This is a genomic window from Pseudomonas sp. D47, from assembly GCF_045447305.1.
GTDB lineage: Bacteria > Pseudomonadota > Gammaproteobacteria > Pseudomonadales > Pseudomonadaceae > Aquipseudomonas.
Genome location: NZ_JBJGXU010000001.1, coordinates 412,513 through 428,345, shown reverse-complemented (window position 1 = coordinate 428,345; position 15,833 = coordinate 412,513). Strand labels below are relative to the sequence as shown.

At 61.4% G+C, this 15,833-nt stretch carries 15 protein-coding genes; 10 read left to right on the top strand and 5 right to left on the bottom strand.

Features of this window, described 5'->3' with window-relative positions:
• Nucleotides 1–106: 106 nt before the first annotated feature.
• Nucleotides 107–1,600 carry an aldehyde dehydrogenase gene (locus ACI77I_RS01995; RefSeq protein ID WP_406996863.1) on the top strand — a complete coding sequence of 498 codons (1,494 nt, stop codon included), beginning with the start codon at nt 107–109 and terminating at the stop codon, nt 1,598–1,600.
• Between the two features lie 179 nt (nt 1,601–1,779).
• Nucleotides 1,780–2,922 carry an MFS transporter gene (locus ACI77I_RS01990; RefSeq protein WP_094948714.1) on the top strand — a complete coding sequence of 381 codons (1,143 nt, stop codon included), beginning with the start codon at nt 1,780–1,782 and terminating at the stop codon, nt 2,920–2,922.
• 123 nt (nt 2,923–3,045) lie between these two features.
• Here the strand turns inward: ACI77I_RS01990 and ACI77I_RS01985 are convergent, their stop codons facing one another.
• On the bottom strand, nt 3,046–4,614 hold the full coding sequence (locus tag ACI77I_RS01985; protein ID WP_406996935.1) for a phospholipase D family protein: 1,569 nt from the start codon (nt 4,612–4,614) through the stop codon (nt 3,046–3,048).
• A gap of 60 nt (nt 4,615–4,674) precedes the next feature.
• The gene (locus tag ACI77I_RS01980; protein WP_094948715.1) at nt 4,675–6,099 is read right to left on the bottom strand and encodes a PLP-dependent aminotransferase family protein; all 1,425 of its coding nucleotides are present in this window, start codon (nt 6,097–6,099) and stop codon (nt 4,675–4,677) included.
• 166 nt (nt 6,100–6,265) lie between these two features.
• Here ACI77I_RS01980 and ACI77I_RS01975 point away from each other — a divergent pair, with 166 nt between their 5' ends.
• Entirely contained in the window at nt 6,266–6,490 is a 225-nt protein-coding gene (locus ACI77I_RS01975; protein WP_094948716.1) for a DUF1127 domain-containing protein, read from the top strand.
• On the opposite strand, the gene ACI77I_RS01970 is transcribed toward ACI77I_RS01975, so the two are convergent.
• Nucleotides 6,491–7,783, bottom strand: a complete 1,293-nt coding sequence (locus tag ACI77I_RS01970; protein WP_406996862.1) for an NAD(P)/FAD-dependent oxidoreductase — start codon at nt 7,781–7,783, stop codon at nt 6,491–6,493.
• Nucleotides 7,784–7,898: 115 nt separating this feature from the next.
• On the opposite strand from ACI77I_RS01970, the gene ACI77I_RS01965 reads away from it, so the two are divergent.
• Complete coding sequence (locus tag ACI77I_RS01965; RefSeq protein WP_003176897.1) at nt 7,899–8,252, top strand: YkgJ family cysteine cluster protein; 354 nt, start codon at nt 7,899–7,901, stop codon at nt 8,250–8,252.
• 66 nt (nt 8,253–8,318) lie between these two features.
• Here the strand turns inward: ACI77I_RS01965 and ACI77I_RS01960 are convergent, their stop codons facing one another.
• Nucleotides 8,319–8,807 (bottom strand): Lrp/AsnC ligand binding domain-containing protein, encoded by a 489-nt coding sequence (locus tag ACI77I_RS01960; protein WP_003176896.1) that lies wholly within the window; start codon nt 8,805–8,807, stop codon nt 8,319–8,321.
• A 156-nt stretch (nt 8,808–8,963) separates the two neighbouring features.
• On the opposite strand from ACI77I_RS01960, the gene dadA reads away from it, so the two are divergent.
• The 6 genes from dadA to ACI77I_RS01930 all read left to right on the top strand — a co-directional run bounded on the left by dadA (nt 8,964) and on the right by ACI77I_RS01930 (nt 15,102).
• Complete coding sequence (gene dadA / locus ACI77I_RS01955; RefSeq protein WP_242153472.1) at nt 8,964–10,265, top strand: D-amino acid dehydrogenase; 1,302 nt, start codon at nt 8,964–8,966, stop codon at nt 10,263–10,265.
• Nucleotides 10,237–10,590: a RidA family protein gene (locus ACI77I_RS01950; protein ID WP_034116404.1), complete on the top strand. Its 354-nt coding sequence runs from the start codon at nt 10,237–10,239 to the stop codon at nt 10,588–10,590. The genes dadA and ACI77I_RS01950 overlap by 29 nt, the downstream gene beginning before the upstream one ends.
• Before the next feature lie 79 nt (nt 10,591–10,669).
• On the top strand, nt 10,670–11,743 hold the full coding sequence (gene alr, locus ACI77I_RS01945; protein ID WP_406996861.1) for an alanine racemase: 1,074 nt from the start codon (nt 10,670–10,672) through the stop codon (nt 11,741–11,743).
• Between the two features lie 116 nt (nt 11,744–11,859).
• Nucleotides 11,860–12,408 (top strand): cupin domain-containing protein, encoded by a 549-nt coding sequence (locus ACI77I_RS01940; protein WP_094948720.1) that lies wholly within the window; start codon nt 11,860–11,862, stop codon nt 12,406–12,408.
• A 181-nt stretch (nt 12,409–12,589) separates the two neighbouring features.
• Nucleotides 12,590–13,042, top strand: coding sequence for a cytochrome c5 family protein (locus ACI77I_RS01935; protein WP_176462875.1), 453 nt, complete (start codon nt 12,590–12,592; stop codon nt 13,040–13,042).
• Nucleotides 13,043–13,179: 137 nt separating this feature from the next.
• A complete protein-coding gene (locus ACI77I_RS01930) occupies nt 13,180–15,102 on the top strand; it encodes an acetyl-CoA hydrolase/transferase C-terminal domain-containing protein (protein WP_406996860.1) in 1,923 nt (640 codons plus the stop codon).
• A 149-nt stretch (nt 15,103–15,251) separates the two neighbouring features.
• On the opposite strand, the gene ACI77I_RS01925 is transcribed toward ACI77I_RS01930, so the two are convergent.
• A complete protein-coding gene (locus ACI77I_RS01925) occupies nt 15,252–15,824 on the bottom strand; it encodes a xanthine phosphoribosyltransferase (protein WP_094948722.1) in 573 nt (190 codons plus the stop codon).
• Nucleotides 15,825–15,833: the final 9 nt, after the last annotated feature.

Below are 15,833 nucleotides of genomic sequence, written 5' to 3'. Positions count from 1 at the left end.
GTGGCAGCTGCCTTGAGCCGAACAGCAGGCTGGCCGGGCAAGAATTCTTTGAGGCTGCCGGGGGACATCACCTGGCCCTTGTATTCAATAAGAGGAGGACACTCGCATGACCACCCTGACCCGTGCCGACTGGGAACAACGCGCCAAGGATCTGAAGATCGAAGGCCGCGCCTATATCAATGGCGAATACACCGCCGCCGTTTCCGGTGACACGTTCGAATGCATCAGCCCGGTCGATGGCCGCCTACTGGCCACCGTTGCCAGTTGCGACGCCGCCGACGCCCAGCGCGCTGTAGAAAATGCCCGCGCCACCTTCAATTCCGGTGTCTGGTCGCGCCTGGCACCGGCCAAGCGCAAGGCCGCCATGATCCGTTTCGCCGCGTTGCTCAAGGCCAATGCCGAAGAGCTGGCGCTGCTTGAAACCCTGGACATGGGCAAGCCGATCAGTGATTCGCTCGGTATCGACGTCCCAGGTGCAGCCAATGCCCTGAGCTGGAGCGGCGAGGCGATCGACAAGATCTACGACGAAGTTGCCGCCACCCCGCATGATCAACTCGGCCTGGTAACCCGCGAGCCAGTCGGCGTGGTTGGCGCCATCGTGCCGTGGAACTTCCCGCTGATGATGGCCTGCTGGAAACTCGGCCCAGCGCTGTCGACCGGTAACTCGGTCATCCTCAAGCCGTCCGAAAAGTCCCCGCTGACCGCCATCCGCATCGCGGCCCTGGCCGTTGAGGCCGGTATTCCAAAAGGCGTATTCAACGTGCTGCCGGGCTACGGCCACACTGTGGGTAACGCACTGGCGCTGCACATGGACGTCGACACGCTGGTGTTCACCGGCTCCACCAAGATTGCCAAGCAACTGTTGATCCGCTCCGGCGAGTCGAACATGAAGCGCGTGTGGCTGGAAGCCGGCGGCAAGAGCCCGAACATCGTGTTTGCCGATGCGCCAGACCTGCAAGCGGCTGCCGAATCCGCCGCGGGCGCCATCGCCTTCAACCAGGGCGAAGTCTGCACCGCCGGTTCGCGACTGCTCGTCGAGCGTTCAATCAAGGATAAATTCCTGCCGCTGGTGATCGAGGCCCTCAGGGGCTGGAAGCCAGGCAACCCGCTGGACCCGGCAACAACCGTCGGCGCGCTGGTGGACACCCAGCAGATGAACACCGTGCTGTCGTACATCGAAGCCGGCCACGCCGACGGCGCCAAGCTGGTCGCGGGCGGCAAGCGCACCCTGGAAGAAACCGGTGGCACGTACGTTGAGCCGACGATTTTCGACGGTGTGACCAATGCCATGAGGATCGCCCAGGAAGAGATCTTCGGCCCTGTGCTGTCGGTCATCACCTTCGACAGCGCCGAAGAAGCCATCGCCATTGCCAACGACACCCAATACGGCCTGGCCGCGGCGGTGTGGACGGCGGATATCTCCAAGGCACACCTGACCGCTAAGGCCTTGCGCGCTGGCAGCGTATGGGTCAACCAGTACGATGGCGGCGACATGACCGCGCCGTTTGGTGGCTTCAAGCAGTCGGGTAATGGTCGCGACAAGTCGCTGCACGCCTTCGACAAGTACACCGAGCTGAAGGCGACCTGGATCAAGCTCTAAGCAATACTGCTGATCCCCTGTAGGAGCAAGCTGGTGTGGGAGCTGGCTTGCCTGCGATAGCAGCACCAAGGTGTGACTGACACACCGAGGCGTCTGCATCGCTGGCAAGCCCGGCTCCCACATAAGTTCGCTCCTACAGTTCGTTTGAAACCCAGAAAATTATCCACAGGAGCGTGGAAATGCGTTGGGCGACTTATTTCGCCGTCCTGGCCTCGGTACTCAGCGTTGGCCTGGCCCTGGGCGTCAGCATGCCGCTGGTGTCCCTGCGCCTGGAAAGCTGGGGCTACGGCAGTTTCGCCATTGGGGTGATGGCAGCCATGCCGGCCTTCGGCGTGCTACTGGGCGCGAAGGTCTCCAGCCGCATGGCTTCATGGCTGGGCACCGCCAACCTGATGCGCTTGTGCCTGTGGGCCGGTGCAGTGTCCATCGGCCTGCTGGCAATCCTGCCCAGCTACCCGGTCTGGCTGGTGCTGCGGCTGATGATCGGGGTGATCCTGACCATCGTGTTTATCCTCGGTGAAAGCTGGATCAACCAGTTGGTGGTGGAGCAGTGGCGTGGCCGCTTGGTCGCGCTGTATGGCTGCACGTATGCCTTGAGCCAATTGTCGGGGCCATTGCTGCTGGGCGTGCTCGGCACCGACCATGATTACGGCTTCTGGGTGGGCGTGGGCCTGTTGATGGTCGCGCCGCTGCTGTTGCTCGGGCGTTCCGGTGCGCCGACGGCCGAATCCTTCAGCGTCACCTTCGGCGATCTGTGGCGTTTTTGCCGGGGCCTGCCGGCGATTGCCTGGGCGGTGGCGTTGTTCGCTGCATTCGAGGCGATGATTCTGACGCTGCTGCCGGTGTATTGCCTGCAGCAAGGTTTCACGGCCGAGATTGCTTTGGCCATGGTCAGTACGGTGGTGGTCGGCGATGCGTTGCTGCAATTGCCCATTGGCGCATTGGCCGACTATCTGCCGCGACGCACGCTGTTCTTGAGCTGTGCGCTGCTGTTGCTGGCCTCCAGCCTGGCGATTCCGCTGTTACTGCACACGCCGCTGATCTGGCCGGTGTGGGTGGTCTTCGGCGCCAGTGCCGGTGGGTTGTTCACCTTGTCGCTGATCCTGATCGGCGAGCGTTACCGCGACGATGCGCTGGTGCGCGCCAATGCCCACGTGGCGCAGTTGTGGGGCATCGGTTGCCTGATCGGGCCGCTGGTGGCCGGTGCGGGCAGCCAGTGGATCAGCGGGCATGCATTGCCGTGGCTGATGGCAGCCGGGGCGTTGGGGCTGGTGGTGTTGTTGTTGCGCCAGGGCGCGTTTGGCGTCGCGCAACCGGCCTGACCCGAAATGCAATCAACCGTGGGAGCTGGCTTGCCTGCGATAGCGGTGTGCCAGCTGCCAATACAGTACCTGACACTCCGCCATCGCGGGCAAGCCCGGCGCCCACAGGGATCTACTCTGTCCTTAAAGCATTCGTTCCAGGCCGACTGACGTGGCGAACCAGGCATTGAACCGGCGCCACCAACTGCCGGGTTCATCGGTCAGTGTGTGCAATTGGCCGTTATCTTCGGTCACCCACACCACTTGCCCGTCCTGCAGTTTCGCCTGGTAGCTCAAGGCCGGTGCCATGCCTTGCAACGCCAGGTTACGCACATGCTCCGCCAGCTCGGGGCTGTCCACCAGCACGCCGACTTCGGTGTTCCACAGCACTGAACGTGGGTCGAAGTTGAATGAGCCGATAAACGACTTCTCCCGATCAAAGATCATCGCCTTGCTGTGCAGGCTGGAGTCCGAGCCGTGGAAGGCGCCTCGGCGAAACAAGTGCGGGCCGCTGCCGGCGCTGGGGTCGCCGGGTTGGCGGCGCAGCTCATAAAGTTTTACGCCGTGTTCCAGCAGCGCCTTGCGATACGGCGCATAGCCGCCGTGCACGGCCGGTACGTCGGTGGCCTCCAGTGAGTTGGTCAGCAGGCTCACCGACACCCCCGCATCGGCGCGGCCGGTCAGGTACACCAGCCCAGGCTGGCCGGGCACGAAGTACGCCGAAATCATGATCAGCTCGTGGTTGACGCCTTCCAGCTCCGGCGCCAGTTGGGTGGTGAGCAGCAAGCGCGGGTCGGGGTCGGCCTTGGCCAGCACCTTGCTCGGCGCGTCCCACAACGCCTGGTTCCAGGCCCAGATCAGCTCGCGGCGCCAGATGTCCATGCGTGGCTGGGTCTGGTAGGTGCGCAAGCGGTTATACAGGGTGTGATTCTGCTGGCGTGATTCGGCCAGCGAGTCTTGCAGGCGCACACGTGCGGCGGCCAGGTCGCGTTTGGACGGGGCGTTGGAGACGAAGTCATCAATCGGCTTGCTCAGCGCGCTGTTCCAGTACTGATCAAAACTGTGGCCGAGCTGCTCAGCCACCGGGCCGACGCTGAGCATGTCGATATCGGTGAAGTTCAGGTTGGGCTCGGCGTCGAAATACTCGTCGCCCAGGTTGCGCCCGCCGACAATCGCCACGCTGTTGTCCGCCAGCCACAGCTTGTTGTGCATGCGCCGGTGTTGCAGCGACAGGTTGAACAATCGGCCCATGGCCCGCGTCACGCCGGTGCTGCGGCCCAGGTGCAGCGGGTTGAACAGGCGGATTTCAATCTGTGGGTGGGCGGCGAGGGTGGCGATGATCTGGTCGAGGCCATCGCTGGTGGTGTCGTCCAGCAGGATGCGCACGCGCACGCCACGGTCGGCGGCCTTGAGCAGTTCATCCACCAGCATGCGCGTGCTGATGCCGTCGTGGACGATGTAGTACTGCAGGTCGAGGCTGCTTTGGGCGTTACGGATCAGTTCGGCGCGGGCCATGAAGGCTTCACTGCTGTTGGGCAGCAGGCGAAAGCCTGAGCGGCCCTGATACGGCGCCGCCTGCGCCTGGATCGAGCGGCCGAACGACGATTGGGCGGCGGGCAGGGCGTCGCTGGGCACGCGCGGCGTATCGACCGTAGCGCAGCCGCCCAGGGCCAGGGCGCCCAGCAGGAAAAACGGTAAAAGCCGTCGAGTCATCAAGGGCGCTGCTTCCAGGTCAGGGCGGTTGGGCATATGACGGCCAATTCCGGCGAAAGGTCAGTCTGACGCCTCGGCAAGCATCTTGATCGCGGCGGCGCCGACCTTGCGCACCGCTTCTTCGATCTGCGCGGTTGGCTTGGCAGCGTAGTTCATGCGCAGGCAGTTACGGTACTTGCCGGAAGCGGAAAAAATGCTGCCCACCGCCACCTGTACGCCTTGTTCCACTAGCACGCGGTTGAGCTTGAGGGTGTCGAAGCCTTCTGGCAGCTCGATCCACAGCATGAAGCTGCCCTGGGGCCGACTGGCGCGTGTGCCTGCCGGGAAATAGCGGCTGACCCAGTCGAGCATCAGGTCGCGATTGCGCTGGTATTGGGTGCGCATCCGCCGCAAATGTGGCTCGAAGTGGCCGTTTTTGAGGAATTCGGCGATGGCGATCTGTGGTTGGGTCGCAGTGGAACCGGTGCTGATGTATTTCATGTGCAGCACCCGCTCCAGGTATCGCCCGGGCGCAACCCAGCCGATACGCAAGCCAGGCGCCAGGGTTTTCGAGAACGAGCTGCACAGCAGCACGCGGCCGTCCTCGTCGAAGGATTTGATCGTGCGTGGGCGTGGGTAGCTGTAGGCCAACTCGCCATACACATCGTCTTCGATGATCGCCACGTCAAAGCGCTGGGCCAGGGTCAGCAACGCGCGTTTGCGCGCCTCCGGCATGATGTAGCCCAAGGGGTTATTGCAGTTGGGCGTCAGCTGGATGACCTTGATCGGCCACTGTTCCAGGGCAAGCTCCAGTGCTTCGAGGCTGATGCCAGTGACCGGGTCCGTCGGGATTTCCAAGGCTTTCATGCCCAGGCCCTTGAGGGTCTGCATGGCGCCATGGAAGCTCGGCGAGTCCACGGCAACGATATCGCCCGGCTCGCAAATGGCGTGGATGCTGGCGGACAGCGCCTCATGGCAACCCGTGGTGATCACGATGTCTTCGGCCGTCAGTTGGCAGCCGGAATCCAATGACAGTCGCGCAATCTGTTCGCGTAATTCCATACAGCCGAGGATGTTGTCGTAATACAGCCCCGGCAGATCCTGGCGGCGACTCACCCGTGCAAGGCTGCGCAGCAAGGGTTTCAGGGTCGGCGACAATACATCCGGCATGCCCCGGCCCATCTGTATGACGTCTTTGCGGGGCACCGCGCGAATCAGTTCCAGCACCTGATCCCACTGGGAAATCTCCACCGGGCGCTGGGCCGGGCGGCCTACCTCGGGCAGCGCCGGCAGCTCGCGCCCAACGGGTACAAAGTAGCCGGACTTGGGCTTGGGCATTGCCAGGCCGTTGTCTTCCAGCAAGCGATAGGCTTGTTGCACGGTGCTCAGGCTGACCCCGTGTTCCACGCTCAAGGCTCGTACAGAGGGCAAACGATCGCCGGGGCGGTAGAAGCCCTGTTCGATGCGAGTGCCCAGCAATTCGGCGAGGTTGACGTAAAGGGTCATGGCGGTCACTCCCGAGGGACCAGTACAGATACCGGGAAAATACAGGATTCAGGCACCCTTGGGCAGCATCTGTATGGATTTAATAAAGATGGGTTGAATCTGTAATGGTTTGGCGTGCGCGCTCACTCTAGTCACTCATGGCAACAAGCAAATGAGGGGCAGCAAAATGAGCGGCATAAGCGATGTGCGTCTGATGCTACACAGTCAGGAGTTGCAGGCAGGGCAGGAGCGGGGGACGGCGCCGCGCGATATCAGCCGATGGAGCCTGTTCTGGCACCGCCGCCACACGCGCAAAGCCTTGCTGCATTTGACCCGCGAGCAACTGCGCGACGTTGGGCTGACCGCCGAACAAGCGCGCCAGGAAGGCCTGAAACCGTTCTGGCGCGATTGATCAGATCAGCTCTTTGAACCGGTGCCAGAGCATCCCCAGCGCCAGCAGCGGCGAACGCAAATGTTTACCGCCGGGGAAGGTGATGTGCGGCACCTGGGCGAACAAATCGAAACGGCCCTGCTGCTGGCCGCTGATCGCCTCGGTCAGCAGCTTGCCGGCCAGGTGCGTGGCGTTGAGGCCGTGGCCGGCGTAGGCCTGGGCGTAATACACGTTAGGCTGGTCGGCCAGCCGGCCAATCTGCGGCAGGCGGTTGGCGCCGATGCCGATCATGCCGCCCCACTGGTAGTCGATCTTCACGTCGGCCAGTTGTGGAAACACCTTGAGCATCTTCGGGCGCATGTAGGCGCCGATGTCCTGAGGGTCGCGTCCGGAATAGTGGCAGGCACCACCAAACAACAGACGGCGGTCGGCGGATAACCGGAAGTAATCCACCGTCACCCGCTGATCACACACAGCCATGTTCTGCGGCAACAGGTTGGCGGCTTGTGCTTCGCTCAACGGCTCGGTGGCGATGATGTAACTGCCGGCGGGCAGCACTTTGCCGCTCAGGTGTGGGTTCAAGCCATTGAGGTAAGCGTTACAGGCCAGCACCAGGGTCTTGGCGCGCACATTGCCAAGGGCGGTGTGCACGTTGACCTCGGGGCCGTAGTCGATGCGCGTCACTTCGGACTGCTCGAACAGCTTCACGCCCAACTGCTGCGCGGCGGCGGCTTCACCGAGGGCCAGGTTCAGCGGGTGCAGGTGGCCGGAGCCCATGTCGATCATGCCGCCCACGTAGCGGTCGGAGCCGACCACGCTGCTCATCTCGTTGGCTTGCAGCAGGCGCACTTCATGGCGATAGCCGAGGCTGCGCAATTCTTCGGCATCCGCGGCCAGGTCGTGCAGATGCTGAGGTTTGTTCGCCAGGTCGCAATAGCCCCACGTCAGGTCGCAGGGGATCTGATAGCGCTCGACGCGTTCGCGCACGATCTCCACGGCTTCCAGGCCCATCAGCTTCATCTGGCGTACGCCGTCGCTGCCGATCACATTGGCGAACTGGTCCAGGCCATGGCCGACGCCACGAATCAGCTGGCCGCCATTACGGCCACTGGCGCCCCAGCCGATTTTGCGCGCCTCCAGCAACACCACGCTAAAACCGCGCTCGGCCAGCTCCAGCGCCGTGTTAAGCCCGGAATAACCACCGCCAATCACGCACACATCGGCGCTGACTTCGCCCGCCAACGCCGGGCAGTCGGGTTGTGGGACGCTGCTGGCGGCGTAGTAGGAAGCGGTGTGCCGGGCGCTGGCGGTCATGGGGAGCATCCCTGTTTGGAAAATTTGACGCAGGATACAGCGGTCGGACGAAGCTGTCTGCGCAGGGCGTTTTGCGTCAGAATCAACGCCTATTCGCCGTTCGGTACGTGTTTCGATGAGTTGCAACAGCCAGAAAATCAGCGCGCTGCGCCGACAGATTCCTTCGTTCGAGTGCGTCCCCGGCTGCCACGACTGCTGTGGGCCGGTGACCACATCGCCCGAAGAAATGTCGCGACTGCCACGTAAGACCGCTGCTGAGCAGGACGCGGCCATGGACGAGCTGAACTGCGTACACCTCGGGCCAAATGGCTGCACGGTGTATGACGAGCGGCCGTTGATCTGTCGGTTGTTTGGTACCACCAAGACCTTGCCGTGCCCCAATGGGCGGGGGCCGGTGGAGCTGATTCACCCGCGAGTAGAAAAGCAGATCCATGAATACATGGCGAGCACCCGGCAGGTGCTGGTCTAGCGGATGTACTCGGGCAAAAGGTGGGCGCAGGCAAGCCAGCTCCCACCTTTGATCGCGGCGTATCCGTTAATCCGGGATCGGCAGGTTCAGGCTCTCTTTCACCTCTTCCATCACGATATAACTCTTGGATTCCCGCACATGGGGCAACTTGAGCAAGATATCGCCCAGCAATTTGCGGTACGAGGCCATCTCGGAAATCCGCGCTTTCACCAAGTAGTCGAAGTCGCCTGACACCAGGTGGCACTCCAGCACATGCGGCAGTTTCAACACCGCACGGCGGAACTCTTCAAAAGTGTCGCCGGACTTGTAATCGAGGCTGATCTCGACAAATACCAGCAAACTCCCCTTCAAATGCTGCGGGTTGAGCCGCGCGTTGTAGCCCATGATGATCCCTTCGCGCTCCAGGCGGCGTACGCGTTCGGTGCACGGCGTGGTCGACAGCCCGACTTTTTCACCCAGCTCCGTGAACGAAATACGCCCGTCGGTTTGCAGGATGCGCAGGATATTGCGGTCGATCTTGTCCAGCTCCCGCTTGGTCTGGGTGTTGGTACGCATAGGGGATACGCCTCTGTGAAAAGGGTTTTTGCCGAGAATTGTCGCCAAATATAGGCATTTATATAGTGAAATGCACTGGTCATTGTTTTTTACACTGCGCTCATCATTGCTCGAATAACACACGTCAGCGGCTAAGCCCGTGATGAGGATATAAAAATGCGCGTTCTGGTCTTGGGTAGCGGCGTCATTGGGGTGACCAGTGCCTACTATTTGGCGCGGGCCGGCTTTGAAGTCGTTGTGGTCGACCGTCAGCCTGCTGCTGCCATGGAAACCAGTTTCGCCAACGCCGGCCAAGTGTCTCCAGGGTATGCCTCGCCATGGGCCGCGCCGGGCGTGCCGCTCAAGGCGATCAAGTGGTTGCTGCAACGCCACGCCCCGCTGGCGATCAAGGCCACCACCGATATCGATCAATACCTGTGGATGGCGCAGATGCTGCGCAACTGCACGGCCAGCCGCTATGCGGTGAACAAGGAACGCATGGTCCGCCTGTCCGAGTACAGCCGCGACTGCCTCGACGAGCTGCGCGCTGAAACCGGCATTGCCTACGAAGGCCGCAGCCTCGGTACGACTCAACTGTTCCGCACCCAGGCCCAACTGGATGGCGCGGCCAAAGACATCGCCGTGCTGAAAGAATCCGGCGTGCCGTTCGAGTTGCTCGACCGCGCCGGTATCGCCCGCGTTGAGCCAGCATTGGCCAGTGTCACCGACATCCTCGCTGGCGCCCTGCGCCTGCCGAATGACCAGACGGGCGACTGCCAGATGTTCACCACGCGCCTGGTGGAGATGTGCAAACAGCTGGGCGTGGAATTTCGCTTCGATCAGGACATCCAGCGCCTCGACTATGCAGGCGACCGTATCAACGGCGTGTGGGTCGACGGCAAGCTGGAAACCGCCGACCGCTACGTGCTGGCTCTGGGCAGCTACTCGCCGAAACTGCTCAAGCCGCTGGGGATCAAGGCGCCGGTGTACCCGCTCAAGGGTTACTCGCTGACCGTGCCGATCACCAACCCGGCGATGGCGCCGACTTCGACCATTCTCGACGAGACCTACAAGGTCGCGATCACCCGTTTCGACAACCGCATCCGCGTCGGCGGCATGGCTGAAATAGCCGGTTTTGACCTGTCGCTTAACCCGCGTCGACGCGAAACCCTGGAGATGATCGTCAACGACCTTTATCCTCAGGGCGGCGATTTGACCGAAGCCACGTTCTGGACCGGCCTGCGCCCGACCACACCCGACGGCACGCCGATTGTCGGTGCCACGCCCTTCAAGAACCTGTTCCTGAATACCGGCCACGGCACGCTCGGCTGGACCATGGCCTGTGGCTCTGGTCGTTTGTTGGCCGACCTGATGGCTTCGAGGACGCCACAGATCAGCGCCGAAGGCCTCGATATTTCCCGTTACGGCAACCACCAGGAGTCCGCAAAACATGTCCATCCAGCGCCAGCTCACCAATGAGCGCATGAGCCAGATCGTTGTTCACAGCGGTACCGTGTATCTGGCAGGGCAAGTCGGCGACGACATGAGTGCCGGGATTGAACAGCAGACCCGTGAAACCCTGGCCAATATCGAGCGTTTGCTGGACTTGGCCGGCACCGACAAAACCAAGTTGCTGTCGGTGACGATCTACCTGAAAGACATCGACGCCGACTTCGCCGGTATGAACGCGGTGTGGGACAAGTGGCTGCCTAAAGGCGTCGCCCCGGCCCGTGCCACGGTCGAAGCCAAGCTGTGCGAACCGGAAATTCTGGTAGAGCTGTCCGTCGTGGCCGCGCTGCCTTAAACCCAGATCCCTCTCCCGGCGCCGACGTTGTTGGTCGGTGCCGGTTTTTCTTCACTCTGCCGCCTAGAAGCCTGCTGCCATGCGTCCTGCCCGTGCCCTGATCGACCTCCAAGCCCTGCGCCACAACTACCAATTGGCCCGTGAAGTCACGGGGGCCAAGGCCCTCGCCGTGGTCAAGGCCGATGCCTATGGCCATGGCGCCGTGCGCGTGGCCCAGGCGCTCGAAGCCGAAGCCGACGGGTTTGCCGTGGCGTGCATCGAAGAGGCGTTGGAACTGCGGGCCGCCGGGATTCGCGCGCCGGTACTGCTGCTGGAAGGTTTCTTCGAAGCCGACGAGCTGCCTCTGATCATCGAGCATGATTTATGGTGCGTGGTGCATTCGCTGTGGCAGTTGGACGCGATCGAGCAAGCCCGGCTGAGCAAGCCGCTGACTATCTGGCTCAAGCTGGATTCGGGCATGCACCGTGTTGGCCTGCACCCCAAGGATTACCACGAGGCTTATCAGCGGCTGCTGGCCAGCGGTAAAGTGGCAAAAATCGTATTGATGAGCCACTTCGCCCGCGCCGACGAGCTCGACTGTGTACGTAGCAATGAACAAGTCGAAGTATTTGAGGCGGCGCGCCAAGGCTTGTCGGCGGAAGTCAGCCTGCGCAACTCGCCGTCGGTGATGGGTTGGCCGAGCATGTCCAGCGACTGGGTGCGCCCGGGCATCATGCTCTACGGCGCCACGCCGTTTGGTGAAGACCAGGCCATCGCCGCGCGTTTGCAGCCGGTGATGACCCTGGAGTCCAAAGTCATCTGCGTGCGGGAACTGCCGGCCGGTGAGCCGGTGGGCTACGGCGCCAAGTTCATCACGCCAAAGCCGATGCGCATTGGCGTGGTTGCCATGGGCTATGCCGACGGTTACCCACGCCACGCGCCGACCGGCACGCCGGTGCTGGTGGCGGGGCAGCGCAGCCAATTGCTGGGCCGCGTGTCCATGGACATGCTGTGTGTCGACCTGACCGACGTGCCCCAGGCCGGGCTTGGCTCCACGGTAGAGCTGTGGGGCAAAAATATCCTCGCCAGTGACGTCGCGGCTGCCGCCGAGACCATTCCCTACCAGATCTTCTGCAACCTGTGCCGCGTGCCAAGGCTCTATTCCGGGGCTTGAACGCCGCCGACGAGTGGAGCCGGCCAGGATTTAGGTCCAAGTGTTGTAAATACTGAACGCTGTCGCCATGATAACGCTCAATTACAACAACGCCTGAATCCTAGGAGGCTCCCGCATTGGACGTCGGCGAACGACTGCAATCCATCCGTAAACTGAAGGGTCTTTCCCAGCGCGAGCTCGCCAAGCGCGCGGGTGTCACCAACAGCACCATTTCGATGATCGAAAAAAACAGTGTCAGCCCCTCGATCAGCTCCTTGCGCAAGGTGCTGGGCGGCATCCCCATGTCCATGGTCGAGTTCTTTTCCGAGGAGATCCTCCAGGAAAAACCGACCCAAATCGTCTATAAAGCCAATGAGCTGATCGACATCTCTGACGGCGCCGTCACCATGAAACTGGTCGGTCGCGCGCACCCGAGCCGGGCGATTGCGTTTCTCAATGAGATTTACCCGCCGGGCGCCGACACCGGCGAAGAAATGCTCACCCACGAAGGTGAAGAAACCGGGATTCTGGTGGAAGGTCGCCTTGAATTAGTGGTCGGTATTGAAACTTTTGTGCTCGAAGCCGGCGATAGCTACTACTTTGAAAGCACCAAGCCGCATCGTTTTCGCAACCCGTTCGATGTGCCGGCGCGACTAATCAGCGCAGCCACACCCGCGAACTTTTAACAAAAGAGGCGTCCTGCCAGCGTTGCAGAGGCACCCGAGCAGTATTCCGTATGACTGAATCTCCCTTTAGTTAATAGGGTTGTTTCAGCCGGACGGGCTAACCGTTATACTTTCGCCGCCTGCGAAACCGTGGCCGCAGGCGTGAATAGCCACCATTGAGGGTGAACGCGTGAACCTAATTATGAAAATGCTGGCTGCACCAGCAACCGTACTGGCCCTATGGGCTGTCAGCGCCCAAGCTGCGACCAATGATGAAATTGCCAAGCGCCTGGAGCCTGTCGGCCAAGTCTGTGTTCAAGGCCAGGAATGCAAAGGCATGGAAGTGGCGGTGGCAGTCGGTGGCGGCGGCGGTGCAAAAACGCCGGATGACGTAGTCGCCAAGCACTGCAACGCATGCCACGGCACCGGCCTGCTGAATGCTCCGAAGATCGGTGATACCGCTGCCTGGAAGGAGCGGTTAGGTCATTTGGATACTGTATTGGCGGAGCTCAAAATTGAGGATCCGCAGAAAGGGACCAAGGGGTTGGCCCAGGTCGCCAAGCATGGCTTGAACGCTATGCCTCCGATGGGGACTTGTGCTGATTGCAGCCTTGAGGACCTTGAGGGTGCGATCAAGAAGATGTCAGGGCTGTAAATTGCCGATCTTCGCCAAAAAAGCCGCTGACCAGCGGCTTTTTTGTGCTTGGGATTTGTACTTAGAGGCTGTTCATTGCAGCAAAGACCCGGCAAGCTCGGTCCAACCCCTAATCATGGAATGTTCAGGAGGGTCGGATGGTGCAGTTGTGTTCAATCGAGCAAGCAGTTGACGACGTACTGGCGCGTTTGCCCGCGCATATCCACATGGGCATGCCCCTTGGCTTGGGCAAGCCCAACCTGTTCGTCAACGCGCTGTACCGGCGCATCGCCACGTTGCCTGAGCGGGCGCTGACGATCTACACCGCGCTGGCCTTGGGCCGCCCAACCATGGGCGATGGTTTGCAAAAACGCTTTCTCGAACCCTTTATCGAGCGGGTGTTCGGTGATTACCCTGAGCTGGATTTTCTCGCTGACCTGCACAAGGACAGCCTGCCGAACAACATCCGCGTGCAGCAGTTCTTCATGCAGCCCGGCAGCCTGCTTCACAGCGCATCGGCGCAGCAGGATTACGTCAGCAGCAATTACAGCCATGCCGCCCGCGACATCAACGCCGCTGGCCTCAATCTGGTGGCGCAACTGGTGGCCAGCAGCACTGAGCATCCTGATCGCCTGAGCCTGAGCTGCAACCCCGATATCACCCTTGACCTGCTGCCCATGATCGAGAAGCGCCGCCAAGCTGGCGAAACCATCCTGATCGTTGGCCAAGTTCACAGCGATTTACCCTACATGCCCGGCGATGCCGAACTGGGCATGGATGCGTTCGACTACCTGATCGACGAAAAGGACAGCACCACGTTGTTCTCCACACCGAACATGCCCGTGGGTTTTCAGGACCACTTTATCGGTCTGCATGCCAGTACCTTGGTGCGCGATGGCGGCACCTTGCAGATCGGCATCGGCTCCATGGGCGATGCGCTGACCGCCGCCTTGCTGGCGCGTCAGGCCGATAACGACGCCTATCGGCTGCTGTTGACCGACCTCGATGTGTACCAATGGGCGCCGCTGATCAGCCATGAAGGCGGCGTCGCGCCGTTCGCCCATGGCTTGTACGGTTGCAGCGAAATGTTCGTCAACGGCCTGCTGGTACTGGCCGATGCCGGGATTATCCGTCGCAAGGTCTACCCGGATGTGGCGACTCAGGAGCAAGCCAACGCCGGCACCCTGGACGATGCGGCGCAGCCCGACGGCGTCTCGATTCACGGTGGCTTCTTCCTCGGGCCGCGCAGTTTTTACCAGCGCTTGCAGGAAATGACTCACGCCAAGCGCCTGGAATTCAACATGACCCGCATCAGCTACATCAACGAGCTCTACGGTCAGGAAGAGCTCAAGCGCCTGCAGCGCCTGGACGCGCGGTTTATCAACAGCGCGATCGTGGTGACGCTGCTCGGTGCAGGTGTGGCGGATCAGCTGGAAGGTGGCCGTGTGCTCAGCGGCGTCGGTGGGCAGTACAACTTTGTTGCCCAAGGCCATGCGCTGGAGGGCGCGCGTTCGATCCTGATCCTGCGCAGTTGGCGCGAGTCGGCGGGGGAGGTCAGTTCCACTATTGTCTGGGAATACGGCCACTGCACCATTCCTCGTCACCTGCGCGATATCGTCATCACCGAGTACGGGATTGCCGATTTGCGTGGGCAGACGGATGCCAAAGTGATTGAGGCGCTGTTGAATATCACCGACTCCAGGTTCCAGGGCGATTTGATCGAACAGGCGCAGAAGGCCGGCAAGTTGCCCAAGGATTTCCAGCTGGCCCCGCGCTTTGCTGACAACACGCCGCAGCGGCTCCAGGATATTCAGGCGCGGCATCGCCGTTTGTTTCCGGAGTATCCGTTGGGCACCGATTTCACGGATGAGGAAAAGGATCTGTTGCGGGCGCTGAACTGGCTCAAGAGCAAATTTAAGCTGACGGAGATTCTGGAGCTGGGCAAGGCGGCGCTGGACGCACCGGAGCCGCAGGTGTTTCCCAAGCATCTGGAGCGGATGCGGTTGGATAAGCCGGACGGGCTGAAAGAGGATCTTTACCAGCGTTTGCTGCTCGCCGGCCTGCAGGCAACCGCGCACTGACAGGCACTACAAATCAAATGTGGGAGCTGGCTTGCCTGCGATAGCGAGGTGTCAGGCGACAGAGATGTCGACTGTCGGGCCCTCATCGCAGGCAAGCCAGCTCCCACATTTTGACTTGTGCCCACCCCAATTATTTGGGGTGTTATCGATTACTCGATAAAGGTCACAACGCCGCCAGCCAGCGACTTCACCCGTGCCAGCGACTCAACCCGATAACCCTGCGCATCCAGCTCCGCACGGCCACCCTGGAACGACTTCTCGATCACAATCCCCAAGCCCGCGACAGTCGCGCCGGCTTGCTTGATGATCGAGATCAGCGCCTGGGACGCCTTGCCGTTGGCCAGGAAGTCATCGATCACCAGCACGCGGTCGCTGCTGGTCAGGTGGCGCGGGGAGATCGCCACGGTGCTTTCGACCTTCTTGGTGAAGGAATACACGGTCGCCGACAGCAGGTTTTCCGTCAGCGTCAGGGATTGCTGCTTGCGGGCAAAAATCACCGGTACGCCAAGGTTGAGGCCAGTCATGATCGCCGGCGCGATGCCCGAGGCTTCGATGGTGACGATCTTGGTGATGCCCGAGTCCTTGAACCGCTCGGCGAATTCGTCGCCGATCAGTTTCATCAGCGCCGGGTCGATCTGGTGGTTCAAAAAGGCGTCGACCTTGAGTACCTGATCGGAAAGCACGATGCCTTCTTCGCGAATTTTCTTGTGCAGTGCTTCCACGGAAAGCTT

Coding starts and splice junctions, on each gene's coding strand:
- ACI77I_RS01995 (WP_406996863.1), top strand. CDS start 107: ATGACCACCCTGACCCGTGCCGACTGGGAACAACGCGCCAAGGATCTG.
- ACI77I_RS01990 (WP_094948714.1), top strand. CDS start 1,780: ATGCGTTGGGCGACTTATTTCGCCGTCCTGGCCTCGGTACTCAGCGTT.
- ACI77I_RS01985 (WP_406996935.1), bottom strand. CDS start 4,614: ATGACTCGACGGCTTTTACCGTTTTTCCTGCTGGGCGCCCTGGCCCTG.
- ACI77I_RS01980 (WP_094948715.1), bottom strand. CDS start 6,099: ATGACCCTTTACGTCAACCTCGCCGAATTGCTGGGCACTCGCATCGAA.
- ACI77I_RS01975 (WP_094948716.1), top strand. CDS start 6,266: ATGAGCGGCATAAGCGATGTGCGTCTGATGCTACACAGTCAGGAGTTG.
- ACI77I_RS01970 (WP_406996862.1), bottom strand. CDS start 7,783: ATGACCGCCAGCGCCCGGCACACCGCTTCCTACTACGCCGCCAGCAGC.
- ACI77I_RS01965 (WP_003176897.1), top strand. CDS start 7,899: ATGAGTTGCAACAGCCAGAAAATCAGCGCGCTGCGCCGACAGATTCCT.
- ACI77I_RS01960 (WP_003176896.1), bottom strand. CDS start 8,807: ATGCGTACCAACACCCAGACCAAGCGGGAGCTGGACAAGATCGACCGC.
- dadA (WP_242153472.1), top strand. CDS start 8,964: ATGCGCGTTCTGGTCTTGGGTAGCGGCGTCATTGGGGTGACCAGTGCC.
- ACI77I_RS01950 (WP_034116404.1), top strand. CDS start 10,237: ATGTCCATCCAGCGCCAGCTCACCAATGAGCGCATGAGCCAGATCGTT.
- alr (WP_406996861.1), top strand. CDS start 10,670: ATGCGTCCTGCCCGTGCCCTGATCGACCTCCAAGCCCTGCGCCACAAC.
- ACI77I_RS01935 (WP_176462875.1), top strand. CDS start 12,590: ATGAAAATGCTGGCTGCACCAGCAACCGTACTGGCCCTATGGGCTGTC.
- ACI77I_RS01930 (WP_406996860.1), top strand. CDS start 13,180: ATGGTGCAGTTGTGTTCAATCGAGCAAGCAGTTGACGACGTACTGGCG.